The organism is Pantoea sp. UBA4549, assembly GCF_002387285.1.
GTDB classification, from domain to species: domain Bacteria; phylum Pseudomonadota; class Gammaproteobacteria; order Enterobacterales; family Enterobacteriaceae; genus Pantoea; species Pantoea borealis.
Map to the genome: position 1 here is coordinate 179,325 of NZ_DGLH01000009.1, position 24,965 is coordinate 204,289.

At 54.6% G+C, this 24,965-nt stretch carries 24 protein-coding genes; 14 read left to right on the forward strand and 10 right to left on the reverse strand.

Annotation, left to right across the window (positions count from 1 at the left end; translation table 11 throughout):
- Positions 1-9: 9 nt before the first annotated feature.
- The 3 genes from znuA (at position 10) to lpxM (ending at position 3,410) form a co-directional block, all read left to right on the forward strand.
- Positions 10-969 (forward strand): zinc ABC transporter substrate-binding protein ZnuA, encoded by a 960-nt coding sequence (gene znuA, locus B3041_RS07555; protein ID WP_292971072.1) that lies wholly within the window; start codon positions 10-12, stop codon positions 967-969.
- Between the two features lie 14 nt (positions 970-983).
- Positions 984-2,309 carry a murein DD-endopeptidase MepM gene (gene mepM / locus B3041_RS07560; protein ID WP_292971074.1) on the forward strand — a complete coding sequence of 442 codons (1,326 nt, stop codon included), beginning with the start codon at positions 984-986 and terminating at the stop codon, positions 2,307-2,309.
- Positions 2,310-2,435: 126 nt separating this feature from the next.
- Complete coding sequence (gene lpxM / locus B3041_RS07565) at positions 2,436-3,410, forward strand: lauroyl-Kdo(2)-lipid IV(A) myristoyltransferase (protein ID WP_292971077.1); 975 nt, start codon at positions 2,436-2,438, stop codon at positions 3,408-3,410.
- 44 nt (positions 3,411-3,454) lie between these two features.
- Here the strand turns inward: lpxM and B3041_RS07570 are convergent, their stop codons facing one another.
- Both B3041_RS07570 and pyk read right to left on the reverse strand, forming a co-directional pair.
- Positions 3,455-4,690, reverse strand: a complete 1,236-nt coding sequence (locus B3041_RS07570; protein ID WP_065649110.1) for an MFS transporter — start codon at positions 4,688-4,690, stop codon at positions 3,455-3,457.
- 90 nt (positions 4,691-4,780) lie between these two features.
- A complete protein-coding gene (gene pyk / locus B3041_RS07575; protein ID WP_065649111.1) occupies positions 4,781-6,256 on the reverse strand; it encodes a pyruvate kinase in 1,476 nt (491 codons plus the stop codon).
- 634 nt (positions 6,257-6,890) lie between these two features.
- On the opposite strand from pyk, the gene zwf reads away from it, so the two are divergent.
- Together zwf and B3041_RS07585 are read left to right on the forward strand one after the other, a co-directional pair.
- Entirely contained in the window at positions 6,891-8,369 is a 1,479-nt protein-coding gene (gene zwf / locus B3041_RS07580) for a glucose-6-phosphate dehydrogenase (protein WP_065649112.1), read from the forward strand.
- A 218-nt stretch (positions 8,370-8,587) separates the two neighbouring features.
- Complete coding sequence (locus tag B3041_RS07585; protein ID WP_292971083.1) at positions 8,588-9,226, forward strand: bifunctional 4-hydroxy-2-oxoglutarate aldolase/2-dehydro-3-deoxy-phosphogluconate aldolase; 639 nt, start codon at positions 8,588-8,590, stop codon at positions 9,224-9,226.
- A gap of 49 nt (positions 9,227-9,275) precedes the next feature.
- On the opposite strand, the gene purT is transcribed toward B3041_RS07585, so the two are convergent.
- On the reverse strand, positions 9,276-10,454 hold the full coding sequence (gene purT / locus B3041_RS07590; protein WP_292971086.1) for a formate-dependent phosphoribosylglycinamide formyltransferase: 1,179 nt from the start codon (positions 10,452-10,454) through the stop codon (positions 9,276-9,278).
- Between the two features lie 164 nt (positions 10,455-10,618).
- Here purT and B3041_RS07595 point away from each other — a divergent pair, with 164 nt between their 5' ends.
- Together B3041_RS07595 and B3041_RS07600 are read left to right on the forward strand one after the other, a co-directional pair.
- Positions 10,619-11,260 (forward strand): tellurite resistance TerB family protein, encoded by a 642-nt coding sequence (locus B3041_RS07595; RefSeq protein WP_292971089.1) that lies wholly within the window; start codon positions 10,619-10,621, stop codon positions 11,258-11,260.
- A gap of 95 nt (positions 11,261-11,355) precedes the next feature.
- On the forward strand, positions 11,356-13,419 hold the full coding sequence (locus tag B3041_RS07600; protein WP_065649116.1) for a prolyl oligopeptidase family serine peptidase: 2,064 nt from the start codon (positions 11,356-11,358) through the stop codon (positions 13,417-13,419).
- Here B3041_RS07600 and exoX read toward each other — a convergent pair.
- A complete protein-coding gene (exoX, locus tag B3041_RS07605; RefSeq protein ID WP_292971092.1) occupies positions 13,413-14,081 on the reverse strand; it encodes an exodeoxyribonuclease X in 669 nt (222 codons plus the stop codon). The two genes, B3041_RS07600 and exoX, sit on opposite strands and share 7 nt — an antisense overlap.
- Positions 14,082-14,084: 3 nt before the next feature.
- Complete coding sequence (locus tag B3041_RS07610; RefSeq protein ID WP_065650458.1) at positions 14,085-14,315, reverse strand: DNA polymerase III subunit theta; 231 nt, start codon at positions 14,313-14,315, stop codon at positions 14,085-14,087.
- A 191-nt stretch (positions 14,316-14,506) separates the two neighbouring features.
- Here B3041_RS07610 and B3041_RS07615 point away from each other — a divergent pair, with 191 nt between their 5' ends.
- A complete protein-coding gene (locus tag B3041_RS07615) occupies positions 14,507-14,854 on the forward strand; it encodes a YebY family protein (RefSeq protein WP_065649118.1) in 348 nt (115 codons plus the stop codon).
- A gap of 463 nt (positions 14,855-15,317) precedes the next feature.
- Here B3041_RS07615 and B3041_RS07620 read toward each other — a convergent pair whose 3' ends face one another.
- Positions 15,318-15,701, reverse strand: a complete 384-nt coding sequence (locus B3041_RS07620; RefSeq protein WP_292971095.1) for a hypothetical protein — start codon at positions 15,699-15,701, stop codon at positions 15,318-15,320.
- A 137-nt stretch (positions 15,702-15,838) separates the two neighbouring features.
- Here B3041_RS07620 and B3041_RS07625 point away from each other — a divergent pair, with 137 nt between their 5' ends.
- The 3 genes from B3041_RS07625 (at position 15,839) to B3041_RS07635 (ending at position 18,120) form a co-directional block, all read left to right on the forward strand.
- Complete coding sequence (locus B3041_RS07625; RefSeq protein WP_292972395.1) at positions 15,839-16,111, forward strand: YrhK family protein; 273 nt, start codon at positions 15,839-15,841, stop codon at positions 16,109-16,111.
- Positions 16,112-16,383: 272 nt separating this feature from the next.
- Entirely contained in the window at positions 16,384-17,274 is an 891-nt protein-coding gene (locus B3041_RS07630; RefSeq protein ID WP_065649121.1) for a benzoate transporter, read from the forward strand.
- Between the two features lie 669 nt (positions 17,275-17,943).
- Complete coding sequence (locus B3041_RS07635) at positions 17,944-18,120, forward strand: hypothetical protein (RefSeq protein ID WP_240484898.1); 177 nt, start codon at positions 17,944-17,946, stop codon at positions 18,118-18,120.
- Positions 18,121-18,226: 106 nt separating this feature from the next.
- Here the strand turns inward: B3041_RS07635 and B3041_RS07640 are convergent, their stop codons facing one another.
- On the reverse strand, positions 18,227-18,397 hold the full coding sequence (locus B3041_RS07640) for a hypothetical protein (protein WP_292971099.1): 171 nt from the start codon (positions 18,395-18,397) through the stop codon (positions 18,227-18,229).
- A 200-nt stretch (positions 18,398-18,597) separates the two neighbouring features.
- On the opposite strand from B3041_RS07640, the gene B3041_RS07645 reads away from it, so the two are divergent.
- The 3 genes from B3041_RS07645 to B3041_RS07655 all read left to right on the forward strand — a co-directional run bounded on the left by B3041_RS07645 (position 18,598) and on the right by B3041_RS07655 (position 19,418).
- A complete protein-coding gene (locus tag B3041_RS07645) occupies positions 18,598-18,804 on the forward strand; it encodes a hypothetical protein (protein ID WP_039384852.1) in 207 nt (68 codons plus the stop codon).
- A gap of 137 nt (positions 18,805-18,941) precedes the next feature.
- Complete coding sequence (locus B3041_RS07650; protein ID WP_167350673.1) at positions 18,942-19,079, forward strand: hypothetical protein; 138 nt, start codon at positions 18,942-18,944, stop codon at positions 19,077-19,079.
- Positions 19,080-19,250: 171 nt separating this feature from the next.
- Complete coding sequence (locus B3041_RS07655) at positions 19,251-19,418, forward strand: hypothetical protein (RefSeq protein WP_166713891.1); 168 nt, start codon at positions 19,251-19,253, stop codon at positions 19,416-19,418.
- A gap of 197 nt (positions 19,419-19,615) precedes the next feature.
- Here the strand turns inward: B3041_RS07655 and rsmF are convergent, their stop codons facing one another.
- The 3 genes from rsmF to yebS all read right to left on the reverse strand — a co-directional run bounded on the left by rsmF (position 19,616) and on the right by yebS (position 24,962).
- On the reverse strand, positions 19,616-21,040 hold the full coding sequence (gene rsmF, locus B3041_RS07660; protein ID WP_065649122.1) for a 16S rRNA (cytosine(1407)-C(5))-methyltransferase RsmF: 1,425 nt from the start codon (positions 21,038-21,040) through the stop codon (positions 19,616-19,618).
- Between the two features lie 75 nt (positions 21,041-21,115).
- Positions 21,116-23,749 carry a PqiB family protein gene (locus tag B3041_RS07665; protein WP_065649123.1) on the reverse strand — a complete coding sequence of 878 codons (2,634 nt, stop codon included), beginning with the start codon at positions 23,747-23,749 and terminating at the stop codon, positions 21,116-21,118.
- Positions 23,718-24,962, reverse strand: coding sequence for a membrane integrity lipid transport subunit YebS (yebS, locus tag B3041_RS07670; RefSeq protein ID WP_065649124.1), 1,245 nt, complete (start codon positions 24,960-24,962; stop codon positions 23,718-23,720). The genes B3041_RS07665 and yebS overlap by 32 nt, the downstream gene beginning before the upstream one ends.
- Between the last annotated feature and the right edge of the window lie 3 nt (positions 24,963-24,965).

The following is a 24,965-nucleotide window of genomic DNA, read 5'->3' on the forward strand; positions in this document are numbered from 1 at the left end:
TGACGCATTATGTTACACAATAAGCAGCGCCTGTTTTTTACCCTTTCTGCCGCCACCCTTTTATCCTCGCTGGCGCTTCCGGCGCACTCAGCGGTCGTCGCCTCAATCAAACCGTTAGGATTTATCGCAGCGGCGATTTCAGAAGGCATTACGCCTGTTGAAGTATTGCTGCCGGATGGTGCATCAGAACATGATTATTCATTGCGCCCTTCTGATGTAAAACGCATTAAAAACGCGGACTTAGTTATCTGGATTGGGCCTGAAATGGAGGCTTTCCTGACTAAGCCGGCCGCCGCTCTGCCCGCCAGTAAAAACCTGGAAATTGCCGCATTGCCGGCGGTCAAATCTCAGCTGATTCGGGGCGGAGAAGATGAGGATGAGCATGAAGAAAGCCACGCCTCAGATAAGTCTGAAGAACAGGACTCCTCTCATACTCACCATCATCACGGTGAATATAACATGCACCTGTGGATGTCACCGAAGATTGCGCAGGAATCCGCTGTTGCAATCCACGGAAAATTATTGGAACTTATGCCCGAAAGCAAAGCCAAACTTGACGCCAATCTGCAGCAGTTTGAAGCAGCACTGGCCGAGACGGACAAACACATTGGCGCGCAGCTTGCGCCGGTGCGGAACAAGGGTTATTTCGTTTTTCACGACGCGTATAGCTATTTTGAGAAACACTACGGGTTGTCCCCCGCGGGACATTTTACCGTCAATCCTGAAATCCAGCCTGGCGCTCAGCGTTTACATCAAATACGAACACAGTTGGTTGAGCAAAAAGCCGTATGCGTTTTTGCTGAGCCACAATTCAGGCCGGCGGTCATCGATGCCGTGTCACGTGGCACCAGCGTACGAAAAGGCACGCTGGATCCATTAGGCATGGGGATCAGCTTAACCAAAGACAGTTATGTGAAATTCCTCTCACAGCTGTCAAGCCAGTATGCGAGCTGCCTGAATGGAGCATAGAGGAAAAGATAAAAGTGCAGCAGATAGCCCGCTCTGTCGCCCTCGCATTTAATAATTTGCCGCGCCCCCACCGCGTTATGCTGGGGTCATTAACCGTCGTCACACTGGCCGTCGCTGTCTGGCGGCCGTATGTTTATCATCCCCGTGACGTTGCGCCGGTTGTCAAAGAGATTGCGCTGGATAAAAACCCGCTGCGCACTTTGCTGCCGGAAGCCAGCGAGCCTATTGATCAAACCACGGCTGAACCTGAAGAGGATTTGCCGGCGGACGACATCGACAAAGATGTGCCTGATAATCCCGATCAGCATGATTATACCATTTCATCTGGCGATACTTTAAGCAGCGCACTGAATCAGTATGGCATCGATCTCAGTGATATCACCGCGCTGGTCGCCAGTGATAAAGCGCTGCGCAATCTGCAGGTGGGCCAGCAGCTGAGCTGGACGCTGGATGCAGAAGGGCAGCTGCAGGCATTTAGCTGGGAAATTAACCGTCGCGAAACCCGCACCTATGCGCGTCAGCCAAATGGCAGCTTCAGCATGCAGCAGGAGATGCAGAAAGGTGAATGGCAGAATAGCGTGCTGAAGGGGGAAGTGCGCGGCAGCTTTGCTGCCAGTGCGCAGCGAGCCGGCCTGAGCAGCGCTGAAACCAGCAATGTCATCAAAGCGATGCAGTGGCAAATGGATTTCCGCAAGCTGCGCTCGGGTGATGAATTCAGCGTGCTGATGTCGCGTGAGATGCTGGATGGCAAAAGCGCACAGAGCCAGCTCCTGGGCGTGCGTCTTCGCAGTGGCGGTAAAGATTATTACGCTTTCCGTGCCGAAGACGGCAAGTTCTACGATCGCAGCGGTTCAGGTCTGGCGCGAGGCTTTATGCGCTTTCCAACGGTTAAGCAGTATCGTGTCTCCTCAAACTTCAACCCGCGCCGCCTTAATCCGGTAACCGGCCGCATCTCACCCCATAAAGGTGTCGACTTTGCACTGCCGGTGGGAACGCCGGTGCTGGCAGTCGGCGACGGTGAGGTGGTAGTGGCTAAAAACGGCGGCGCCGCTGGCAACTACGTGGCGATTCGTCACGGCCGGCAGTATATGACGCGCTATATGCACCTCAGCCGCGCACTGGTGAAGCCCGGGCAGAAAGTCAAACGTGGCGATCGCATCGCGCTTTCGGGTAATACCGGGCGCTCAACCGGTCCTCACCTGCATTATGAAGTGTGGATTAATAATCAGGCCGTTAACCCGCTGACGGCGAAAATGCCGCGTATGGAAGGGTTGACCGGAAAAGATCGCAGCACGTATCTTGCGCAGGTGAAAACCTGGCTGCCTCAGCTGGCGCTTTAGACACCCGGCAGATGCCTGAAAGTAAAACCGACGATTAATGCGTCGGTTTTTTGCTTTCAGGCGCGTGAAGATTGCAAAAATAGCTGCCGTCACTATTATTGAGCCGTCATTGTCAGAGGCGAGTGCATGGAAACCCGAAAAAAAAATAACAGCGAGTTTATTCCCGTTTTTCAACGTTCTTTTTTAAAACCTAAATACTGGGGAAGCTGGCTGGCAGTTGGTGCGCTGGCGGGTATGGCAATGCTGCCACCACGCCTGCGTGACCCGGTGCTGGGTGGCTTAGGCACCTTTGCCGGTAAGCTGGCAAAAAGTGCGCGGCGTCGTGCGCTGATCAATCTCTATTACTGCTTGCCGGAACTGAGTGAAGCGCAGCGCGAAGAGATTGCTGACCGCATGTTTGCCACTGCGCCGCAGGCGATGGCCATGATGGCAGAACTCGGTATGCGTAATCCGGAGCGGGTGCGCCAGCGGGTCGAGTGGCACGGCCGTGAAATCATTACTGAGTTGCAGAACAACAAAGAGAATGTGATCTTCCTGGTGCCGCACGGCTGGGCCGTGGATATTCCCGCCATGCTGCTGGCCTCAGAAGGGCAGATGATGGCAGCGATGTTCCACAATCAGAGCGATCCGCTGATGGATTATCTATGGAACACCGTACGCCGCCGGTTTGGTGGTCGTATGCATGCGCGCAACGACGGAATTAAACCCTTTATTGCCTCCGTACGTCAGGGCTACTACGGCTACTATCTGCCGGATCAGGATCACGGTGCTGAGCACAGCGAATTTGTCGATTTCTTTGCAACCTACAAAGCGACGCTGCCGGCAGTGGGACGGCTGATGAAAGTCTGCCGGGCGCGGGTAGTGCCGCTGTTTCCGGTATACAACAGTAAAACGCACCGTCTGGAGATCTACGTACGACCGCCGATGGACGATCTCATGGATGCGGATGACACCACGCTGGCACGGCGCATGAATGAAGAAGTGGAGATTTTTGTGCGGCCGCATCCGGAGCAATATACCTGGATCCTGAAGCTGCTGAAAACGCGTAAAGAAGGCGATATTGAGCCTTACCGGCGCAAAGATCTCTATCCGCGTAAATAGTGCTGCGTGCTGCCGCTACCCTTTGTGCATAGCGGCAGCGCGATTTATGCCATCTCTTCGACCTTGCTGAGCCGCTTGCGCTCACGCAGAAACAGCGTAACCAGCGCAAACCACAGCAAACCTGCAATAAAGTTCAGCGTACTGAACCACGGTGTACCGCCGTGAAAATAGCCCGCTTTCGCCAGTTCAATGCCCGCCGCCAGCGTCAGGATGCTGATCATGCCCAGCATGGCAGCAATACTGCCTTTGCCTTCACTGCTGGCGTAAAGCGTCAGGCGATAGAGACCAGCGTTAACCATGCCAGCCCCGAACGCGTAGAGACTGAGCCCGGCCGTTAACAGCAGGTAAGTGTGGCTGTTCATCAGGTTTGCAATCAGCGCTATGCTCAGTCCGATCAGAATAGGCCAGGCGGCAAATTTCACCGGCTGTTCAATCGGCACGCGACCCGCCAGCTTGCCCAGCGTCAGATTGCCGGCAATCATGGCCAGAAATACCGGCAGCTGGAGCAGGGCGTAGTGCAGGCGTGACAGGCCTTCATCGTGCATCAGGATCACCGGTGACAGCGCGACCCACGTCAGAATGGGGATAAACACCAGCCCGATAGCAAAAGAGCCGTACATCACCTGCTTATCACGGGCCAGCCGGCCATAGCCGCGTGCCAGCACTGGCAGCGCCACTGAACGACTGCGATCGCCAGCCGTCTCCGGCATGATGCGCCACAGCAAAATGAACGCTACCACGCTGCAGATCGCAAACAGCCAGAACATACTGCGCCAGCTGCCTGCGGTCAGCCACGCTGCTCCCGCCAGTGGACCGGCCAGCGGCGCCAGCAGCGCCACATTGGCCATCAGTGCCATCACCCGCACCGCGAGCGCCTCTTCAAACGCTTCCTGGACCGCCGCATAGCTGACGGCGCCAATAAAGCAAAGGCTGATACCCTGAATGAAGCGCAGCGTGACAAACTGTTCAATCGTGCTGACCCAGGTGGTAAGGATGCAGGCCAGCACAAAAAACAGGATGCCGGAGAGCAGCACCGGGCGCCGGCCATACTTATCGGAGAGCGGACCCAGCAGCCACTGCAGCACCACGCCGCCCATCAGATAGGCGGTAAGCGAAGTAGAGACCCACTGCGGACCGACGGCAAACTCCTCCGTGACCAGCAGCATGCCGGGCTGGATCATGTCATGCGCGATATAAGTGGCGAATTCAAACAGAACCAGCGCCAGTGGAAAAAGCAGCGTGCGTCCGGTTAACCGGGCAATAGGTTGGTAGCGGGCCATCAAGCCTCCCTGAAAATGCAAAATAAAACGCGACCGCCAGAGCAGTCGCGTTTGTCCATTTTTACAGCCGCTACGCGTAACGCGTCAGCGTTAGTCGACGCGCAGCACGCGGCTGGTGTTAGTGGTACCGGTAGCACCCATTACATCGCCCTGCGTGACAATCACCAGGTCACCAGAGACAAGGAAACCTTTATCACGCAGCAGATTTACTGCGTCATGGGCAGCAGCCACACCGTCATTGTTGCTGTCAAAATAGACGGGTGTCACGCCGCGATAGAGTGCGGTCAGGTTCAGCGTGCGTTCATGGCGCGACATCGCAAAAATCGGCAGGCCTGACGTGATACGCGACGTCATCAGCGCAGTACGGCCTGATTCTGTCATGGTAATAATGGCAGAAACACCCTGCAGATGGTTTGCCGCATACATGGCGGACATCGCAATGGCTTCTTCGACGTTATCAAACTGTACGTCCAGACGATGTTTAGAGACGTTTACGCTGGGGATCTTTTCAGCGCCGAGGCAGACCTTCGCCATCGCAGACACGGTCTCTGCCGGATATTGCCCGGCTGCGGTTTCCGCTGACAGCATGACGGCGTCAGTACCATCCAGCACGGCGTTAGCCACATCCATGACTTCCGCACGGGTTGGCATCGGATTGGTGATCATCGATTCCATCATCTGCGTCGCGGTAATGATGGTGCGGTTCAGCTGACGGGCGCGACGGATCAGCGCTTTCTGAATACCAACCAGTTCCGGATCGCCAATTTCAACGCCCAGATCGCCGCGTGCTACCATGACGACGTCAGAGGCGAGAATAATATCATCCATTGCTTCCTGTGTCGCAACCGCTTCTGCACGCTCTACTTTTGCCACCAGCTTGGCATCACAGCCGGCATCGCGAGCCAGACGACGGGCGTAGTTCATGTCTTCGCCATTGCGCGGGAATGACACCGCCAGATAATCAACGCCGATTTTTGCCGCCGTCACGATATCCAGCTTATCTTTCTCGGTCAGGGCTTCAGCAGAGAGGCCGCCGCCCAGCTTGTTAATACCTTTATTATTTGAGAGCGGACCACCGACGGTGACCTCAGTGAAGACTTTTACATCCTGTACGTCCAGCACCTTCAGCTGCACGCGACCATCGTCGAGCAGCAGGATATCGCCCGGCACAACATCTTCCGGCAGTCCTTTGTAATCGATGCCGACTTTCTCTTTATCGCCTTCACCTTTGCTCAGGTTGGCGTCCAGCAGAAAGCGATCGCCAACGCTGAGAAACACTTTTCCTTCTTTAAACGTAGAGACGCGGATTTTTGGTCCCTGCAGGTCGCCGAGGATCGCGACGTGACGACCCAGCTTGGCGGCTATCTGACGTACGCGATCGGCGCGCTGCTGGTGATCTTCTGGCGTGCCGTGAGAGAAGTTAAGGCGAACCACGTTAGCGCCTGCCGCGATGATTTTTTCAAGGTTATTGTCGCGATCTGTAGCCGGGCCGAGGGTGGTAACAATCTTGGTTCTTCTGAGACGACGTGACGGGGATTTTGAGATGAAAGCTGTAGGGCTGGTCATTCGGTGATCCTTTTATTCTATCTGATTGATGGGCATTAAATTTAAAATGCGCATGTCTCTGTTTGGCTAGTGATACTGCTTCCAGGGTGTTGACGCAAAAGGGCTTAACGTATTAACGCCAGGTAAACGCTTACACCTAAGGTACACCAAATGTCTGACCCTGTTAAGATAGGTCTGCTTTGTCAGCGTGCGGAATGGTTCAACCCGACAACAGCGGAGCGCTGAACCCCAACTTTTACCCTTCAGCGATTTCCTCATGCGTAATAAAACAGCAGTGTGTCACAGTAAATGGGCGTCTGAACAGCACGATTCTGACATGAAAGCGCTTACATCGCTGCTTTACAGGGTTTCAGCTTACTCAAAGCCAGGCTCTGTAATAATGCAGTCGCGCAGCGGCAGATAAGTGCGACGGTGAATTCTTTGTCATACTTCTGCAGACACCAGTCAGTGGTTTTCGATGTAAACCCTGTCAACGTGGCGCAAGGCAGTCAGTCATGCGATATCGCCATGAACACCGGGACACTGGCTTGTCCTGGCGCGGCGAAAAAAGTACATTGTGCCGTAAGAACATGACAATAAAGGTCCGGGATGGTGAGGATGCACATCCGGGAGATCCTGCAACGAGGAGAGGAAAATGGCGGTAACACAAACAGCCCAGGCATGCGATCTGGTGATTTTCGGTGCCAAAGGCGATCTTGCACGCCGTAAACTGTTGCCTTCGCTGTATCAGCTGGAGAAAGCTGGTCAGATCCACGAAACCACCCGCATCATCGGGGTAGGCCGTGCAGAGTGGGATAAAGCAGCCTATACCAAAGTGGTGCGCGAGGCGCTGGAAACCTTCATGAAGGAAAAAATCGACGAAGCGCTGTGGGATAAGCTCAGCGGTCGTCTCGATTTCTGTAACCTCGATGTGAATGATACGTCGCATTTTACCAAACTGGGCAAAATGCTTGATCAAAAAGAGCGCGTGACCATCAACTACTTTGCCATGCCGCCGAGCACCTTTGGGGCAATCTGTGAAGGTCTGGGTGCGGCGAAGCTGAACGCAAAACCTGCCCGCGTGGTAATGGAAAAGCCGCTGGGCACCTCGCTGGAAACCTCACGCGAAATCAACGATAGCGTGGGTAAATTCTTTGATGAGAGCCAGGTATTCCGTATTGACCACTATCTGGGTAAAGAGACAGTACTGAACCTGCTGGCGCTGCGCTTTGCTAACTCAATCTTTGTGAATAACTGGGATAACCGCACCATCGACCACGTGCAGATCACCGTGGCTGAAGAGGTGGGCATTGAAGGCCGCTGGGGTTACTTTGATAAAGCGGGCCAGATGCGCGATATGATTCAGAATCACCTGCTGCAGGTGCTGACCATGATTGCCATGTCACCGCCCTCCGATCTCACTGCGGATGCCATTCGCGATGAAAAAGTAAAAGTGCTGCGTTCACTGCGCCGGATTGATCAAACCAACGTGCGTGAAAAAACCGTACGCGGTCAGTACACAGCAGGTTTCGTGCAGGGTAAAAAAGTACCGGGCTATCTGGAAGAAGAGGGCGCCAATAAGCAGAGCGCAACCGAGACTTTCGTTGCTATCCGGGTAGATATCGATAACTGGCGCTGGGCGGGGGTCCCGTTTTATCTGCGCACCGGCAAGCGCCTGCCTTCTAAATGCTCTGAGGTTGTCGTCTATTTCAAGAATCCGGAGATGAACCTGTTTAAAGACTCCTATTCTGAACTGCCGCAGAACAAACTCACTATTCGTCTGCAGCCGGATGAAGGCGTGGATATCGAAATTCTTAACAAAGTGCCAGGGCTGGACCACAAGCATAAGCTACAGACCACCAAGCTGGATCTGAGCTATTCGGAAACGTTCAACCAGTCACATCTGGCAGATGCCTATGAACGCCTGCTGCTGGAATCGATGCGCGGCATTCAGGCGCTGTTTGTACGCCGCGATGAGGTAGAAGCCGCCTGGACCTGGGTAGACTCCATTATCGAAGCCTGGAACGCGGATGGCGACGCCTCTAAACCGTATCAGGCGGGCACCTGGGGACCGGTGGCCTCCGTTGCCATGATCACCCGTGACGGCCGTTCATGGAATGAATTTAGCGAGTAATCGCTCGCTGCATTAAGCCGATTTTCATGATCAGCTGATACCCCTGCAATGCAGGGGTATTTTTTTGCGCCGCATGCAGTAATGCCTGTCAGTGACGGGCAGGTACCACAGAAGCATTGCCACAGGGGGCGTCATAGACGCAGAGCAGCGTTATCTTGTATGGTAGAGCGCTAATGACGCTAACGCAGCCGGCGGGGCTGCGGTGACAGGAAAACCGCATGAAAAACTGGAAGATAAGTGCAGAGCAGGTGCTGAGCACCGGGCCGGTCGTGCCGGTTATTGTCGTGAACCAGCCTGAACACGCTGTGCCGATGGCAAAAGCGCTGGTCGCTGGCGGGATCCGGGTGCTGGAAGTAACGCTGCGTACGCCGGTCGCGATGGATGCGCTGCGCGCCATTATTTGTGAAGTACCGGAAGCGATTGTGGGCGCCGGTACGGTTATCAATACGCAGCAGCTGAAAGAGGTCACGGACGCGGGCGCGCAGTTTGTGATAAGCCCGGGGCTGACTGAATCGCTGCTCAGAGCCGCCACAGAGGGGCCGGTACCGCTGATCCCGGGGATCAGCACCGTATCAGAGCTGATGATGGGTATGGATCATGGCCTGCGTGAGTTCAAGTTCTTTCCGGCTGAAGCTAACGGCGGCGTCAGGGCGCTTTCCGCGCTCGCCGGACCCTTTCCGCAGGTACGGTTTTGTCCAACCGGCGGCATTTCACCGGCAAACTATCGTGACTATCTGGCGCTGAAAAGCGTGCTTTGCATTGGCGGATCGTGGCTGGTGCCGGATGACGCGCTTCAGCAGGGCGACTGGGCGCGGATTACGCAGCTGGCGCGTGACGCAATCGCAGGTGCGCGGTAGCCCCGGATGCAGTATCTGGCAGCAGGCATATGGCCTGCTGCCAGCGCTGTCAGCCTTCGGCGGTTATCGCTGCCGCACTGGCGACGGCGCGCGCCACCGCCTCTTCCGTGCTCTCTCCGGTTGCCAGCGCGACGCCCAAACGGCGCTGGCCGCTGATTACCGGTTTACCAAACAGGCGAAGCTGCAGACCTGCGCCCAGCGCGGCATCAACGTGTGCAAAGCGCACATCCTGACTCTCCAGCCGGGGCAGGATCACGGCCGATGCCGCCGGGCCATACTGGCGGATGCTGCCGACTGGCAGGCCGAGAAACGCGCGCACGTGCAGAGCGAACTCAGAGAGATCCTGAGAAATAAGCGTCACCATGCCGGTATCGTGCGGGCGCGGCGACACTTCGCTGAACACCACGTCATCACCACACACAAACAGCTCAACGCCAAACAGGCCATATCCGCCCAGCGCGTTTACCACGCTGGCGGCGATCTCCTGCGCCCGCGCGAGAGCAGCGGGGCTCATCTGCTGCGGCTGCCAGGATTCGCGGTAATCGCCATCCTCCTGCCGGTGTCCAATCGGCGCGCAGAAGTGGATACCGTCAACGGCGCTGACCGTCAGCAGCGTAATTTCAAAATCAAATCTGACCACGCCTTCAACAATGACCCGACCCGCGCCGGCCCGGCCGCCCTGCTGGGCATAGTCCCACGCCTGCTGCAGTGCGTCCGCGCTGCGAATAAAGCTCTGACCTTTGCCGGATGAACTCATCACCGGCTTAACGATGCAGGGAAACCCTATCGCTTCCGCTGCAGCAAAAAAGTGCGCCTGGCTGTCGGCAAACTGATAGCGTGAGGTGGGCAGGTTCAGTTCTTCAGCGGCCAGGCGACGGATCCCCTCCCGGTTCATGGTCAGGCGTGCGGCGCGTGCGGTCGGCACCACTTTCTGCCCCCGGGCTTCAAGCTCAACCAGCGTATCGGTGGCAATCGCTTCAATTTCCGGCACTACATAGTGCGGCTGTTCACGGGCGATCAGATCAGCCAGCGCCTCGCCATCCAGCATATTGATTACGTGGCTGCGATGCGCAACCTGCATCGCCGGCGCGTCGGCATAGCGATCGACGGCGATCACTTCCACACCCAAACGCTGGCACTCCAGCGCCACCTCTTTACCCAGCTCACCTGAACCCAGCAGCATAACGCGCGTGGCCCCGTGGCGCAGCGCCGTTCCGAGAGTTGTCATACCTGTCACCTTAGCAGTCAAAAAAAGCGCCAGCAGTATATACGAAAACGTTTGCGTCCTCACGTTTCGCGTTCGTAAAGATTTTCCGTACTTTGCCCGCTCTGACATTTTCTGACGCAGGTTGCGCCAGGATAAAACGGACTAACTTAAACGGGAGTTAAACAATGAATCAGTGGCTGCAGCAGCTTCAGACGGTTCTGGCAAAAAAAGAGGGCGACAGAAAAGCGTCCGGGCTGGGTGACCTCCTGGGACCTGGCGCACTGGGCGGGCTGGCAGGCCTGCTGGCGGGCAGCAAATCGTCACGTAAGCTACTGACCAAATTTGGCGGCAAGGCGCTGCTGCTGGGCGGCGGTGCGGCGGCCGGTGCGCTGTTATGGAATAAATATAAAGATCGTATTCGCACCGCGTATCAGCCTGCATCCGGCACTGACGGGCAGCAGACGCCGCCTGACCAGCGTGCAGAGCGACTTATCACTGCGCTGGTCTTTGCCGCGAAAAGCGATGGCCATATCGATGAGGCTGAACAGGCTGCGATCGAGAAAAATATTCAGCAGGCGGGCTACGGCGCGCAGGCAGAGCGGGTGATTAAGCAGGCAATCGCGCGCCCGCTCGATCCACAGTGGCTCGCGGCCGGGGTAAAAAATGAAGAGGAGGCGCTGGAACTCTACGTGCTCAGCTGCGCTGCTATTGATGTTGACCATTTTATGGAGCGCAGCTATCTCGCCGCGCTGGGTGATGCGCTGGCTATTCCGCAGGATGTGCGTGACGGGGTGCAGCGGGATATCGCTGCAGAATCTGCTGGCTGACAGGCTTAATGCCGCTGCGTCTGCGCCAGCTCTGGCATTCCCGCCTGATTGGTGCCACGCTTGCATAAAACGATTTCTCAGGGAGAAACCGCGTTATGAAACAGCCGCAGGCAAAAAAAATTCCACATGTCATGACGTTGCATGGCGAAACACGCACTGATGATTATTTCTGGCTGCGCGATGACGATCGTGAAGACCCCAGTGTGCTGTCCTATCTGCAGGAGGAGAACCGCTACGGCAGGGCAATGATGGCGTCTCAAAATGCACTGCAGGATAAGGTGCTGAAAGAGATTGTTGATCGTATTCCGGGCCAGGATTACTCCGTGCCTTATACGAAAAATGGCTTTCGCTATCAGCGCCGCTATGAAGCCGGCAACGAATATGCAGCCTTCTATCGTCAGCCGGTTGAAAGCGGAGCGGAGGCAGCCTGGCAGCTGCTGCTTGACGGTAACATGCGCGCCGCGCACAGTGACTTTTACACCATGGGATCGCTGGATATCAGCCCTGATAATCAGGTTATGGCGCTGGCAGAAGATTTTTTATCGCGCCGCCAGTATGGTATTCGCTTTCGTAATCTGCAGAGCGGCAGCTGGTATCCTGAAGTACTGCATAACGCGTCATCCAGCGTCGCGTGGGCAAACGACTCGCGTACGCTTTACTATGTGCGCAAACATCCCAAAACGCTGCTGGCTTACCAGATATGGCGCCATGAACTGGGCCATCCGCAGAGTGACGACCAGCTGGTGTATGAAGAGAAGGATGAGAGCTTCCATCTCAGCGTACATAAAACCACGTCAGAGCACTTTATACTTATTGCGCTGTTCAGTACCACCACCAGTGAGATCCTGCTGCTGGATGCAGAATATCCTGATGCGCAGCCCCAGGTGTTCTGCCCGCGCCGGCGCGATCACGAGTACAGCATCGATCACTACAATCACAATTTTTATATCCGCTCAAACCGCGACGGCAAAAACTTCGGTCTCTATCGCAGCGCCTGGCTGGCGGAGCAGCGCTGGGAAACCCTCATCCCTGCCCGCGAACATGTGGTGCTGGAAGACTTCCAGCTGTTTCGCAGCTGGCTGGTGGTGGAAGAGCGTCAGCGCGGCGTCAGCACGTTGCGGCAGATCAACCGGGCCAGCGGCGAGAGCTATGGTATCGCGTTTGACGATCCCGCCTATGTGACCTGGCTGGCGTTTAATCCCACGCCGGAGAGCGATACGCTGCGCTACGGTTACTCCTCGATGACCACTCCCGATACGCTGTTTGAGCTGAATATGGAGACCGGAGAGCGGCGGATCCTCAAACAGACGCCGATACCGGGATTTGATCCGGATGAGTATAAAAGTGAGCACCAGTGGATCAAAACGCGCGACGGCACCGAAGTGCCGGTATCGCTGGTTTATCACCGTAACTATTTCCAGCGCGGTAAAAATCCGCTGCTGGTCTATGGCTATGGCGCCTACGGCAGCACGATGGAAGCGGGTTTCAGTGCCAGTCGCGTCAGCCTGCTGCAGCGCGGTTTTATCTATGCCATTGTGCACGTACGTGGAGGAGGCGAGCTGGGGCAGCAGTGGTATGACAGTGGTCGTCTGATGCATAAGATGAACAGCTTCACTGATTTTATCGATGTGACGCAGGGGCTGGTGGCCAAAGGCTATGGCGATCCGCAGCGGCTCTATGCCATGGGCGGTAGCGCTGGCGGGCTGCTGATGGGCGCGGTTGTCAATATGGCGCCGGATCTGTTCCACGGCGTGGTGGCGCAGGTGCCGTTTGTGGATGTGGTGACCACCATGCTGGATCCGACCATTCCGTTAACCACCGGTGAGTATGATGAGTGGGGTAACCCGGAACAGCCCGACGCTTATCACTATATCAGTCGTTACAGTCCGTACGATAATGTGACCGCGCAGGCGTATCCGCATCTGCTGGTCACTACCGGACTGCACGACTCGCAGGTGCAGTACTGGGAACCTGCCAAATGGGTAGCAAAACTGCGCGAACATAAAACCAGCGACACGCTGTTACTGCTCTGTACCGACATGGACTCCGGCCACGGCGGTAAATCAGGACGCTTTAAATCCTATGAGGGTGTTGCGCAGGAGTTTACGTTCCTGATTGCGCTGGCGCAGGGCAGCCTGCCGGATCGGATTGATTACTGATCGTCTTTGACATATTTGCGCAGCGCCTGCCGCAGCGGCGGGCGCAGGTCGCGTACATTTTCCAGTACCCAGCGCAGATAGCCCGGATCGCGGCGTGCAATCGCGCTGATACTCTGCCCGCGGTATTTACCAAACGGGAAGAGATCGCCGGACACCGCAGCCGGTTCGGTGCGGCTGACCATCTCTGCCGGACTCCAGCCGGAAATCTCCATAATACGGATCAGCAGTGCGGCGGTGACATAGCAGTCATAAAGTGCGCGGTGTGCATGCAGGTCAGCAGGCGGCGTCACCTCAAGTTTCAGGCTGTGCCGCAGCGCCTGATTACCATACTTAATACCGGGCCACAGTTTGCGCGCCAGCGTCATGGTGCAGATCCATTCGCCGGGCATGGCGGGCAGCATGCGGCGGTCAAAGCTGGCGTTATGCGCCACATAGTGCAGACTGCCGTGATAGCGGCTGATGATCGCTTCTATCGGAGGTTTATCTGCCACCATGGCTTCAGTAATGCGGTGCACCATCATTGCCTGCCGGCTGATAGGGCGATCCGGACAGACCAGATCGCTCATCGGATTAACAATCTGCCCGTCAATGACATCCACTGAGGCGACTTCAACCACGCCGCCCTGCAGGCCGCAGGTTTCTGTATCTATCACGCGTAACATAAATTATTTCTGCTTAGGTTCGTAGGGCAGGCGGGAAAGGCTGAGCGAAGCCTGACGATAGTGCATCAGGCGCTGGCGGAACCAGTCGCGCATCGCTTCCGGCTGCTCGCGCTCAACCATCTCCGCCACGACCGGCATATTGTAGCGCTCTTTAAACGCGACGCCTGCTGCCGCCAGCTCAACGTTGACTTTGTCTTTCTCTTCCTGCGACAGCTGTGCAAGATTATAACGCATGCTTTTCTCCTGATAATCAGCGGCAAAAATAATAGTTTCATGCAGCAGGATCAAGGGCAACCGGATCGCACTGCAGGTCTCGACACGCTGAATCCGGCGGCGTATCCTGCTGCCACATCAGCGGCAGCGCCGGAAAACCCGCCGGGTAGTCCGTTAGTCTGCCGTGTCAGTAAAGATGAAATGAGGTCAATATTTTGCTGAAAAAAGTGATCCCAGCCTGCATGCTGCTGGCGCTCTGCAGCCAGGCGCTGGCGGGTGAAATTATTACGGTCAGTCGTTTTGAAATTGGTAAGGCAAAGTGGCCCTTCACGCGTGAAGAAGTCATGCTGACCTGTGAAAAAGATGGCGCGCTGTTTGCTATCAATCCCAGCACGCTGCTGCAGTACCCGCTGAATGAAAAAGCGCTGGCGCGCGCCGATGCCGGGCAGGGCACGCTGCAGTCGATTAGTACTATTCTGGCAGATGATAAAGCGCACCCTGGCAGCAAAATGTCACTACAGCCGATTATCGATCGTGCGCAGCAGCTGTGCGCTAATTAAAAGAGGGCTGACGCTGCAGCTCAAAAGCGTTGCGTGCGTCTGGTAGTGCCAGCGCGATCACAGAGTTGGCAGCTTTCCGGCTCACGTCAGGCAGCTTGCTGGACAATGTTCGCCGTTGAACTACCTTTAAATGGCAAGGCACCTCGCCTGCAAAAATGCCAACTTTTAGCGCACGGCTCACTACGAGCCATTTCCCTGGACCCGATACAGGAATCGTATTGGGTCTTTTTTTAATTGTTTGTTTTTAAAGGTTATTTTTAGCCTTATGTGAAAGCAGCCGCCGTGTGTCCGAAAGTTTTATATCCGGCTTAAACCATCACATATTCCTGCCCGCGTGAATCCGGATATTTTTGACCCTCAACATGTTCTGCTTCTGTCTATGCGCCTGGATGGCATCCGGAAATAAGCATCCGGCTTTCTTCAACCCCGGCGGACTGAAGAGTAAACGCTGTTGTCAGACGCGTTATTCACGGTCTTTTTCAGTGATATCAGCCAGGCTGACACTGGCTGCTTCCGGTGGCAGCAATAAGGGCAGGGCCAGTATATGTCCTGTTTTACTCTGAATGACGAAAAGGTGATTTACCTGACTTCGCTGAAAGTCATTCTGGAAATATCCTCCCTTCTCCGGCCGGTCAGCGTTCGCCAGCCACGCCCCTATGTGAAGTGCGATAGCTTTCAGAGCAGGGAAGCTTTCAGGCGTTATCCTTAACCGCAGGGACAGGCATACGCGTTGATTCAGCCGGTTCCGCTTCAGCACATCTTCACTTCTTCCGCGACAGCCTCTCTGAAAACATGCATGAGCAGCGAGCATAACGCGGCCGCTATCATCAGCTTGTGTGCTTCTCATCGCTGTAACTCATTATTCTGCACTATGCTTATCCCTGACGATTTGCGCTGTATTGAGTGCCCACAGGGTATAAAATCAAAGCCAGCACCTTATAACTAACGTGAAAATAGAATCATGGAGGGCAATCCAGCGTGAGTATGGATAACTCAAACCAAAAAAATAAGGCAGTAATACATCTTGGCGCTGAGCAGATTGTCATAGAGCGCAGATACCGCGCCCTTGGCACCATAAATGATGCCTTAATTGCAGTATGGTTTCTGATTGGCAGCATCTTTTTCTTTTACGATTCACTTATGACAGATGGCACCTGGCTTTTTGTGGCCGGCAGCCTTCAGTTGCTTCTGCGCCCGGTGATAACGCTTGCTGAGCTAATACACGTGAAAAGGTCTTATAACAGGCAGCGGAACTAAATAACATTATCGTTAGCCCCGCCCCCCCATCCACGGGGTGCCTGCCTGCTTTGTCTCTGCTGGTGTAATAAGCGCACAGTGCGTGCGTTCCCATCCGGTGTGCAGCAGCGGTTCAGGCGGTAAAGTAAACTATCAAAGGCAAAAGTACTTCTGTATGCTCTGTATCTCCGATAGACAGGGTAGATTTTCTTTTGCCCCAAATTAGCTTTAGGCTATTCTGATTTCCCTGCTTTTACTAAACGTGTTAAAAAAATAAACCCAGGTTTACATTTATGATATATGACTGCTTTTTATACTATGACGAAGATATGCTGCTGGAGTTAAGACTTAACACTCTTTATGACTATGTTGATAAATTTGTGATAGTAGAGTCGTTGTATACCTTTACGGGTGTTCGGAGAGAAAAGCTTCATTTTAATATAGAAAAATTTAGCCGATTCAAAGATAAAATAATTTATGTTGTCAATGATGCGGTTCCAAAAATCCATCATCAAAGTTTCCATTCGAATGGCTCATTCGTAGAAGCTGGCACTTCCGATCCGTGGGAGAACGAAACTACTGCACGTAACGCCATTATGAAAGGATTAACTGAAGCCGACAATCAGGACATAATTATGGTGTCAGATGTCGATGAAATACCACGTCCTTCTGCATTGCAGTGCTTCAGCCATCGGCATCTTTGTACTGTGCTTCATCAAAATTTTTACAACTATAAATTTAATGTGCAGGTACTGAATGAGGATGGCTCTCCGCGCCTCTGTACACTTCCCAAAATGACAACGCTGAAAAACCTGAAAGGTTTTTTTCGTAGCCAGCCAGACATGCTGCGTAATGTAAAGCGTAAAGGAACACCTGTTCGTGATAGCTGGTGGCGCTGGCAGCTGCTTAAAATTTTTACACGTACAGTGAGTGATGCAGGCTGGCACTTTTCCTGGGTCATGACTGATGAACGCATCAGTGAAAAGATGTCTACTATTTCGCATACCGAGCATAATGTTCCGGAGTTCAATAACCCGGACCATATACGACGCTGTGTTGAGCAAAACGTTGATATCTGGAATCGCTCACGAAAAATGGTTGTCAGGCCAGTAACTTCAGCTTATATGCCTGAATGGTTAGTGCTGAACCAGAAGCGGTTTATGGATTATATAAAGCCTGTCTGACGCAAAATGAAAAAGCCTGGAAACTTGCGAACTGAGGTAAACAGGCTATGCTTAAAGCGTACTATCTCAATGCGCCGCATCTAACGACGGACTGTTTGTTAATCACTGACGATCAACAGGCGCACCAATTCAGGGCTCTGCTTTGGCAGGGCCTTTCCTTTACTAGCTGCTGACTGAAAAGTGCAGTCAGCAGCCGGCAAGACTCTCACTCCAGCAGATAAATACCCGCAACGAGTGTGCCAACAGAAATAATGTGCAGTAGCTCAGTCATGGTTCGCCCTCCTGGATATGTACAGATGAAGTCAAGGACGGATATCACAGTTCGTCAAATTTAATCATTGTGGGTGATTATTTTAAAGCAGCGTAATGACTGTGCGTTTTGTCTGAATTCAGCATTGCGCCGGTTATCTTAGCAAGCCGCTAACTGATTAAGTTCAGAGAATAAAGTGAGTTTTGTTTAGCGTGTGTGCTGAATAGCATTGCTCCCGCTACCCGTTTTTAGGTCTGTTTGCTCTTAAAAATGCAGCAAAACTCTTTTTTTGTACTATATTGTTATGGCAAAGGGTGAGTTTTGTAAAAAACAACGCTGCATCCTCAATAACAAACAGACAGGCCGCGAAAGGCCGTTTTAAACTAAAGGATATAAAAATTATTTCAGTTTCAATCTCTATGCGTTGCCCTCACTGCCTGGGCTCGCAGTATCGTAAATCCGCCTTTGACGTTTCTGAGAAGAATCCGGCGGGTGCTAAGTGCATATTCTGTAAAACAGCGATGATTGCCCTTAACCCGGCGGCGATGAACACGTTAGCTAAGCTTAAAATGAATAACGAAGTGCTTCACAGATAACGGATCTCTGTCATGCAAAAGGCCACCTTCGGGTGGCCTTTTTTATGCTGGTGTACTGCGGTAAGCCCAATCAAGACTACAAAATAATCCAGTGCCGGGCAGGCGTTCAGGCCTCAGGCTGTCCTGCCGGGCCCTTACTCATCGGTCCCCCGGGCACCGGACGCTCCATCGGCGGAGCGGGGCGGCCATCAGGACCAATCGGACGTTCCGGTTGCTGACAACCTACCAGCATCAGCAGGCTGGCAGAGATAATCATGCCACTAAAAAACAGCTTCATTCATACACTCCCTGATTAACAGGCAACCTGGCGTTGCACATTAACTCTGGCTGATAAAATGCAATCTGTCGTTAGCGCCTGGCTTAATTTCACTGCCCGGTAAAACCGATCAGGCCCGGATTTCTTGTCTCAGGCGTTGCCGTGCATGGCGTCATCGCTTCTGTTGCCTATACTTAGGTTCTTAATGACAGGAGGCAAGCATGTTCAAACATAACAGTAATGAAGAGCGCAAACATGAGGGTGATGTAGCCAAAGGATTGCCTGAAGCGGCACCCTCTGCCGGAAACGCGTATGAAGAGGACGATCATCCGGTTCAGGACGCACCAGACGAGCATGGCGAAATTCCCCGTACGCGTGATAGTAGTGAAGATGAAAAGAAAGATCCCTGGGAAGATAAAGGGAAATAACGCGTAGACGCCAAATAAGCAGGGTGTGACATTTATCTTTTTTTCTGCGGCTGGCGCACATATCCCTCAGGCCGCCGCAGTATGTCAGACAGGTAAGCCTATACTGAAAATACCCAACCCAGGGTCAGGAGGTAAATATGTCAGAACGTCCAGATGATCTTCAGCCTATCCCCGATGATGGACAGGCACCCGGTGCAGATGAGGATTTGCCCATGGATGATGGCGCAGTGCCCAATGATGACGCCATTCCTGCGGGTGATACGCGCAGAATTTAATCGGGATACATTTACCACTCAGTTGACCCCGTCTGGCCTGGCGCTGCACGGGGTTTTTTATGAATAGGGTCAACAGGCTGGACTGCTTATCCGTAAAGAGTAAAGCCGCGCCATACAGCCTGAAATGATATAAAATGCATCTGGCTTTTTATATTTCAGGACAAATTAGTAATGGCAGATACACACTATTTACTCTGGGTGATGACAGGGACGCTAACGATTCTCAGCCTGTTTATTGGCGCCATTGTCGGACAGGCGAAAACCCGCCGGCTGGGTATGATGACCTTTACCGGTCTCTGGGCATTTTTTATGCTGGCCATATTTCTGATCACCCGTTAACCCACTATCAGCAGATGCACCAGCCGGGCCAGCGACTCCAGCAGCAACAGGCTGCCGGCCACCAGCACAATCAACACCATGATAAACTGCTTACGGCCTTTCATGCTGTGCTCTCCACGGGCAACGCCATACCGGCATTACACTATGCCGGTTAGGGTAAACTGGCGTTAAACCATCAGAATATGAGCCGCAGCCTGCTAACGAAATAGCCGGCCGTCACGTACCAGCTCGCGCGGATAGCTGTTTTTAATGCGGTTGCCCACTTTTTTAGCCAGCCCAAGGGGCTGCTGCTGCCAGGTGACGATCACCTCATCCCGGGCAGGTAGCGTCTCCGGATGAATATCCTGCCCGCGATACCAGCTCTCCGCCTCTGTTTCATTCAGCGCAAACGTCAGCGCTTCGTCAGGCTGCACCAGCGCCATGACCGCTTCGTGCTGCCAGCGGTAGCCTTTGGGAAAGGTTTCAGCCAGTTTCAGGCCGATGCGTGAAAAACGCACCTTATTCAGCCACTGCTCTGCGCTGGCCGGAAACAGCCACAGCTCTTTGTCCCGCTGCCAGAGTGTCAGGTTCTCATCCCACTGCAGGCCCACCTTAGCGGCCGCCTGCATCACCTCTGCGCTGAATTTACGGCTGGCGGGCGTAAACGGCAGCTTGCCGAGTTTATAGCCTGGCGCCGGCAGGGCCGGCACGCTGGCGGTTTTACGCAGACGCGCAACAAAGAATCCTTCGCTGTCAAAGCAGTGCGGAAAGACGTGCAGATAGCCTTCCGGCGTCAGGGCCGCCTCTGCGCCGGCAAACAAATCCTGCAGCGGCAGGATCTCTGTGGCGTCAGGATAGCGTGCCAGTAACCAGGCTATTACCTGCTGATTCTCAATTGTGTTGAGGGTACAGGTTGAGTAGATCAGCACGCCGCCGGGCCTGAGCGCGTGAAAAGCGCTGTCGATGAGATCGCGCTGGGTAGCCGCAATCGCCTCTGTGCTGGCCAGCGTCCAGTTGCGCAGTGCATCTGCATCTTTACGCACGACGCCTTCACCAGAGCAGGGTGCATCGAGCAGGATGGCGTCAAACTGTTCCGGCAGCGCTGCGCCAAACACCCGGCCATCGAAATGCGTCAGCGCCACGTTGCTGACGCCGCAGCGGCTGATATTGGCATGCAGCACTTTGACCCGGCTGGCGGAGTATTCATTGGCAAGGATCGCGCCGCGATTATGCATCAGCGCCGCCAGTTGCGTGGTTTTGGACCCTGGTGCGGCCGCCATATCCATGACCTGCTGTGCTTCCGGCGCGGCAGCAAACAGCGCCGTAACCGGCAGCATAGAACTCGCTTCCTGAATGTAGAACAGACCGCTGAGATGTTCCGCTACGCTGCCAAGCGGCAGGCTCTCATCATCGCGCTCGATCCAGAATCCTTCTGCGCACCAGGGTACCGGCGTCAGACGCCAGCCGTAATGTGCCGTGCGGGCAAGAAAATCAGCCACGCTGATTTTCAGCGTGTTAACACGCAGGCTTTTGCGCAGCGGCTGCTGGCTGATGGCGAGAAAGCGTTGCAGTTCAGCTTCGTCGGTGAGACTGGCACGCATAAGGGTGATGAACTCTTCAGGAAAACGACTGGACACAACAATTTACCGCGCTAAAAAATGATGCGCGCAGTGTAACACGCGCAAAGAGAACGGGCAGCCTGCTGGCTGCCCGGTTGGTTAACGGGGGGCCGGGATTGCCGTACCCCATTCACGCCACGCTTTCGGCGCCTCATCCTGCAGCAGGAAGTGCTTGTTGGCGCCTGCCTGCGGTGCCAGCGGTACGGTAGGCGGAGTAGCGAACTGAATGCCACCGCGAATAAACTGCTGGAAGGTGCCGGTTTTCACCACGCCGCCAATCAGGCCAAAATCGAGGTTATAGCCGGATGCCAGCCAGAACACCGAATTATTCCGCACCAGGTGCTGATACTTTTTACTGATGCGCAGCGCAATCTGCACCCGATCGGCCATATTACCCAGCGAGGTGCCGGTGACCGTACCGACCTCAACGCCACGGAACAGCACCGGCGTGCCCAGCGAGAGCGAGCCTGCCTCGGCGGCATCGACATAAATGTTCAGGCCGTTCAGGTAACGCGAGTCAGTGATCGTGCTTTCCTGCAGTTCAAAGCTGCGCGCCATCGCACCTTTGCCGGGATCAACGTTCACATAAGGCTGCAGAATTGTCTCCAGATGGTTGACGCCTGCTGCAGAAATTTCCGGCGATACCACTGAGAAACGGCTGCCCGTGCGGGCAAAGTCCTGCACATATTCCGGATAGAGCACAGCTTTGGCGACCACCTGATTGTTATCCTGACTCAGCGCCAGCGATTCTACCTGACCGACATTGATACCGAGATAGCGAACCGGCATGCCTGCCGCCAGCTTGCTGCCGTCATAAGTGTGCAGGGTAATCTGGCTGCCCACGGCGCGCGCTGCGGTTTCTGACGCGTACAGCACGCGCTTAACGCCTTTTTTCGCCTGCGCACCGGTCAGATTGTCAAAACTGATTGCTCCTTTCAGCGCCCGGTTAATTGGCGACGCCTGTACGGTCAGACCGCTACCGTTAAGCTGCACTTTGGCACCGCCTTCAGCCCAGAATACGCTTTCGCTGGTCAGCAGCTTGCGATACTGCGGCTGAATATGCACTGAGATATCAAACGCGTCTGCACGCGGCACCACATCGACCACTTCACCGACTTCAAACTTGCGGTAGAGCACCACCGAACCCGCCTGGACATCTGGCAGGCTGGTTGCCGTCAGCGTAAGGGTGGCTGGCGGCTGGTCGCCGGTGATCCCTTCCGCCGCCCGCTCGGCGTCTGCATAGAGCGGATAGCGGCTGGAGGCTTTACCTTTAGCGCCGGGATCGAGTCGAATACCGCCATCCACCCATTCACGTGCGCTGGCACCCAGCACCTGCATGCCGTCGAGGCCAAATTTCACGTTCAGGCGGCTGTTGACAATAAACTTACTGTCAGCGTGCACCAGCTGGCGATATTCAGGGTTAATCGCGACGACAAAATTGATGCCGTTTTCATCCAGTTTGCGTGAGATCACCTGACCAATCTTCATGCCATAGATCACGACCGGCTGGCCGGCATCAATACCGTAGGTTTCCGGCGCGCTGAGCTGTACGGTCAGGACATCCGGTTTCTGCAGCAGCGTTTCACTGGCGGGCAGCACGCTGAAATGGTCCTGCGGCTCGCCGTCGCCGGGCACCAGCTCCAGCGTGTTACCGGTGAGCAGGCTGCTCAGGCTGGTGTCAGTGAGGCTGAGTTTCGGTGCGCGCATCTCAATACGTGTACCGCTGCGCATCAGGCCGGTAACTGACGGATCAATGGTCAGTTCCCCCGAAACTTTACCACCAGGCAACAGCGTAAGTTTGGTCAGTGTGCCTACTTCCAGCCCCTGATAAATCAAAGGCGTACTGTTGGCTTTAAGGTTGTTACCATCAGGCAGTTCAAGATTAATCAGCACGCCGCGCTGGCTGTGTGCAAGATCCGGATAGAGCTGATAGTTCTGCTCGCTCTCAGCCGGGTCGCCTTTTTCCGGGGAATCAAAGGCGATAGCGCCGTTCACCAGCGCGGCCAGGCTCTCAAGCTTCACTTTTGCACCGCTCAGGCTGACATCGGCATCAATACCGGAAACGTTCCAGAAGCGGCTCTGCTTTTTGATCAGGTTGATAAAACGCCGCTCAATCAGCACATCAATCGTGACGCCATCGGTATTGCCATTAAGGCTGTAATCATAGACGTGTCCCACCGGAATCTTGCGGTAGTAGACCAGCGAGCCGGTATTAAGCGAACCCAGGTCAGGCGCATGCAGATGGATGAGCAGCTCGCCGGTATTGACCCGGTATTTGGGCTGCGTATCAAGCGCGGTGAAATGGTCGCGCTCTTTGCCATCGCCAGGCATCATACCGATGTAGTTACCGCCCACGAGCGCATCCAGTCCGGAGACGCCAGCGAGAGAAGCTTTTGGCGTCACCAGCCAGAATTGCGTATTTTCACGCAGTGCATCACGCATATCGCTTTTGATACTCGCTTTGATGCGAATGCTGCGGTAATCATCGCTCAGCTCAATGCCCTGCACGGTACCGACTTCCACACCCTGATAGCGAATCGGCGTGCGGCCCGGCACAATGCCGTCTGCCGTCTGGAAGTTGATGGTAATCGTTGTCCCGCGCTCCTGATAGTTGGTCCACAAAAGCCAGCTGGCAATCAGCAGGGCGATAATGGGCAAAAGCCAGAATGGCGACAACTTACGTTTATTACGTACGGTTGCGCTAGTCGGTGTAGTCGGCGTTTCCTGTTGCATGTGCATCCCAGATCAGGCGGCTATCCAGCCACTCAACAGCCATAATAGTCAGGATTACCGCTGCGCCGAAGTAAAACGCGGCAGGTCCCATGGTAAAAGCCAGTAGCTGATCGCGATTGACCAGCGACATCGTTAAAGCAATAACAAACAGATCCAGCATCGACCAGCGTCCTACCCAGGTCACCACGCGCAGCAGCCGGATGCGGGTTTTCAGCCCCTGCTCACATTTGAAGTGAATGCTGAGCAGCAGCGTCAGCATTACCAGTACTTTTGTGAAAGGCACCAGAATACTGGCGATAAACACCACCGCCGCGATGGGGATATTGCCCGAGCCGAGCCCAAGAATACCGGAAAAAATAGTGTCTTCGCGCCGCGAGCCGTTTACAAATACCACGGAAATTGGCAGCAGATTGGCGGGGATCAGCATGACAATTGATGCGATTAATGCCGCCCAGGACTTTTGCAGGCTGTGGCGGCGGCGAAAATCAAGCGGCGTATGACAACGCGTACAGCGGCCGCGCGCATCGGGCATCCCGGTGTGGTGACAGTTCAGACAGACCTGCCAGCGCTCCGGCGGTGCAGTGGGCGTGTCCTGCGGATAGTAATGCTCCCAGAGTTCTTCCACGTTAAGATGAATAATGGTGAGCAGGCTCAGTACGGTTAAGGCCACGTAAGCGGCCAGTCCATAGCCCAGCGCCAGCGAGGCGTAATCCTGAACTTTGATCGAGGCTACGCCAATGCCGACCAGATAAATATCCAGCATCACCCACTCCTTTAGCCGCTCAAGCATCAGCAGCACCGGGCGCAGATTCATGCCCAGCCGGTTGCCGATCCACAGGTAGCTGATGCCGGCAACCAGCGTAACCGGAGCACCAATGGTGCAAAAAGCGACCATAGCGGCCGTAAGCACGTTGCCCTGTTGCGCCATCTGCAATACGCCTTCCAGCAGACTGGCGTTAATGCGCATGCCAAGCAGACGAATTTCAACCAGCGGCAGGCTGAAAGCAAAAGGCATCAGCACCAGCATTGTGACTGCCATTGCGGTCAGACGCCGCATTGACCAGTCGCGGCCGTTCTGGATTTTGGCATGACAGCGCGGGCAATAGGCAGTTTGATGCGATTTCACATCCGGTAAGGAAAAAAGGGTATCGCATTGGGGGCAACGCTGATAACGTGCGTGGGGCAAGCTCTGGCTGATAGCGTGAATTTTCATAAG

Excerpts from the sequence above, each read along its gene's own strand:
- znuA (WP_292971072.1), top strand. The coding sequence starts at position 10 with ATGTTACACAATAAGCAGCGCCTGTTTTTTACCCTTTCTGCCGCCACC.
- lpxM (WP_292971077.1), top strand. The coding sequence starts at position 2,436 with ATGGAAACCCGAAAAAAAAATAACAGCGAGTTTATTCCCGTTTTTCAA.
- B3041_RS07570 (WP_065649110.1), bottom strand. The coding sequence starts at position 4,690 with ATGGCCCGCTACCAACCTATTGCCCGGTTAACCGGACGCACGCTGCTT.
- pyk (WP_065649111.1), bottom strand. The coding sequence starts at position 6,256 with ATGACCAGCCCTACAGCTTTCATCTCAAAATCCCCGTCACGTCGTCTC.
- zwf (WP_065649112.1), top strand. The coding sequence starts at position 6,891 with ATGGCGGTAACACAAACAGCCCAGGCATGCGATCTGGTGATTTTCGGT.
- B3041_RS07585 (WP_292971083.1), top strand. The coding sequence starts at position 8,588 with ATGAAAAACTGGAAGATAAGTGCAGAGCAGGTGCTGAGCACCGGGCCG.
- purT (WP_292971086.1), bottom strand. The coding sequence starts at position 10,454 with ATGACAACTCTCGGAACGGCGCTGCGCCACGGGGCCACGCGCGTTATG.
- B3041_RS07595 (WP_292971089.1), top strand. The coding sequence starts at position 10,619 with ATGAATCAGTGGCTGCAGCAGCTTCAGACGGTTCTGGCAAAAAAAGAG.
- B3041_RS07600 (WP_065649116.1), top strand. The coding sequence starts at position 11,356 with ATGAAACAGCCGCAGGCAAAAAAAATTCCACATGTCATGACGTTGCAT.
- exoX (WP_292971092.1), bottom strand. The coding sequence starts at position 14,081 with ATGTTACGCGTGATAGATACAGAAACCTGCGGCCTGCAGGGCGGCGTG.
- B3041_RS07610 (WP_065650458.1), bottom strand. The coding sequence starts at position 14,315 with ATGCGTTATAATCTTGCACAGCTGTCGCAGGAAGAGAAAGACAAAGTC.
- B3041_RS07620 (WP_292971095.1), bottom strand. The coding sequence starts at position 15,701 with ATGAGAAGCACACAAGCTGATGATAGCGGCCGCGTTATGCTCGCTGCT.
- B3041_RS07625 (WP_292972395.1), top strand. The coding sequence starts at position 15,839 with ATGGATAACTCAAACCAAAAAAATAAGGCAGTAATACATCTTGGCGCT.
- B3041_RS07630 (WP_065649121.1), top strand. The coding sequence starts at position 16,384 with ATGATATATGACTGCTTTTTATACTATGACGAAGATATGCTGCTGGAG.
- B3041_RS07635 (WP_240484898.1), top strand. The coding sequence starts at position 17,944 with ATGCGTTGCCCTCACTGCCTGGGCTCGCAGTATCGTAAATCCGCCTTT.
- B3041_RS07640 (WP_292971099.1), bottom strand. The coding sequence starts at position 18,397 with ATGAAGCTGTTTTTTAGTGGCATGATTATCTCTGCCAGCCTGCTGATG.
- B3041_RS07645 (WP_039384852.1), top strand. The coding sequence starts at position 18,598 with ATGTTCAAACATAACAGTAATGAAGAGCGCAAACATGAGGGTGATGTA.
- B3041_RS07650 (WP_167350673.1), top strand. The coding sequence starts at position 18,942 with ATGTCAGAACGTCCAGATGATCTTCAGCCTATCCCCGATGATGGACAG.
- B3041_RS07655 (WP_166713891.1), top strand. The coding sequence starts at position 19,251 with ATGGCAGATACACACTATTTACTCTGGGTGATGACAGGGACGCTAACG.
- B3041_RS07665 (WP_065649123.1), bottom strand. The coding sequence starts at position 23,749 with ATGCAACAGGAAACGCCGACTACACCGACTAGCGCAACCGTACGTAAT.
- yebS (WP_065649124.1), bottom strand. The coding sequence starts at position 24,962 with ATGAAAATTCACGCTATCAGCCAGAGCTTGCCCCACGCACGTTATCAG.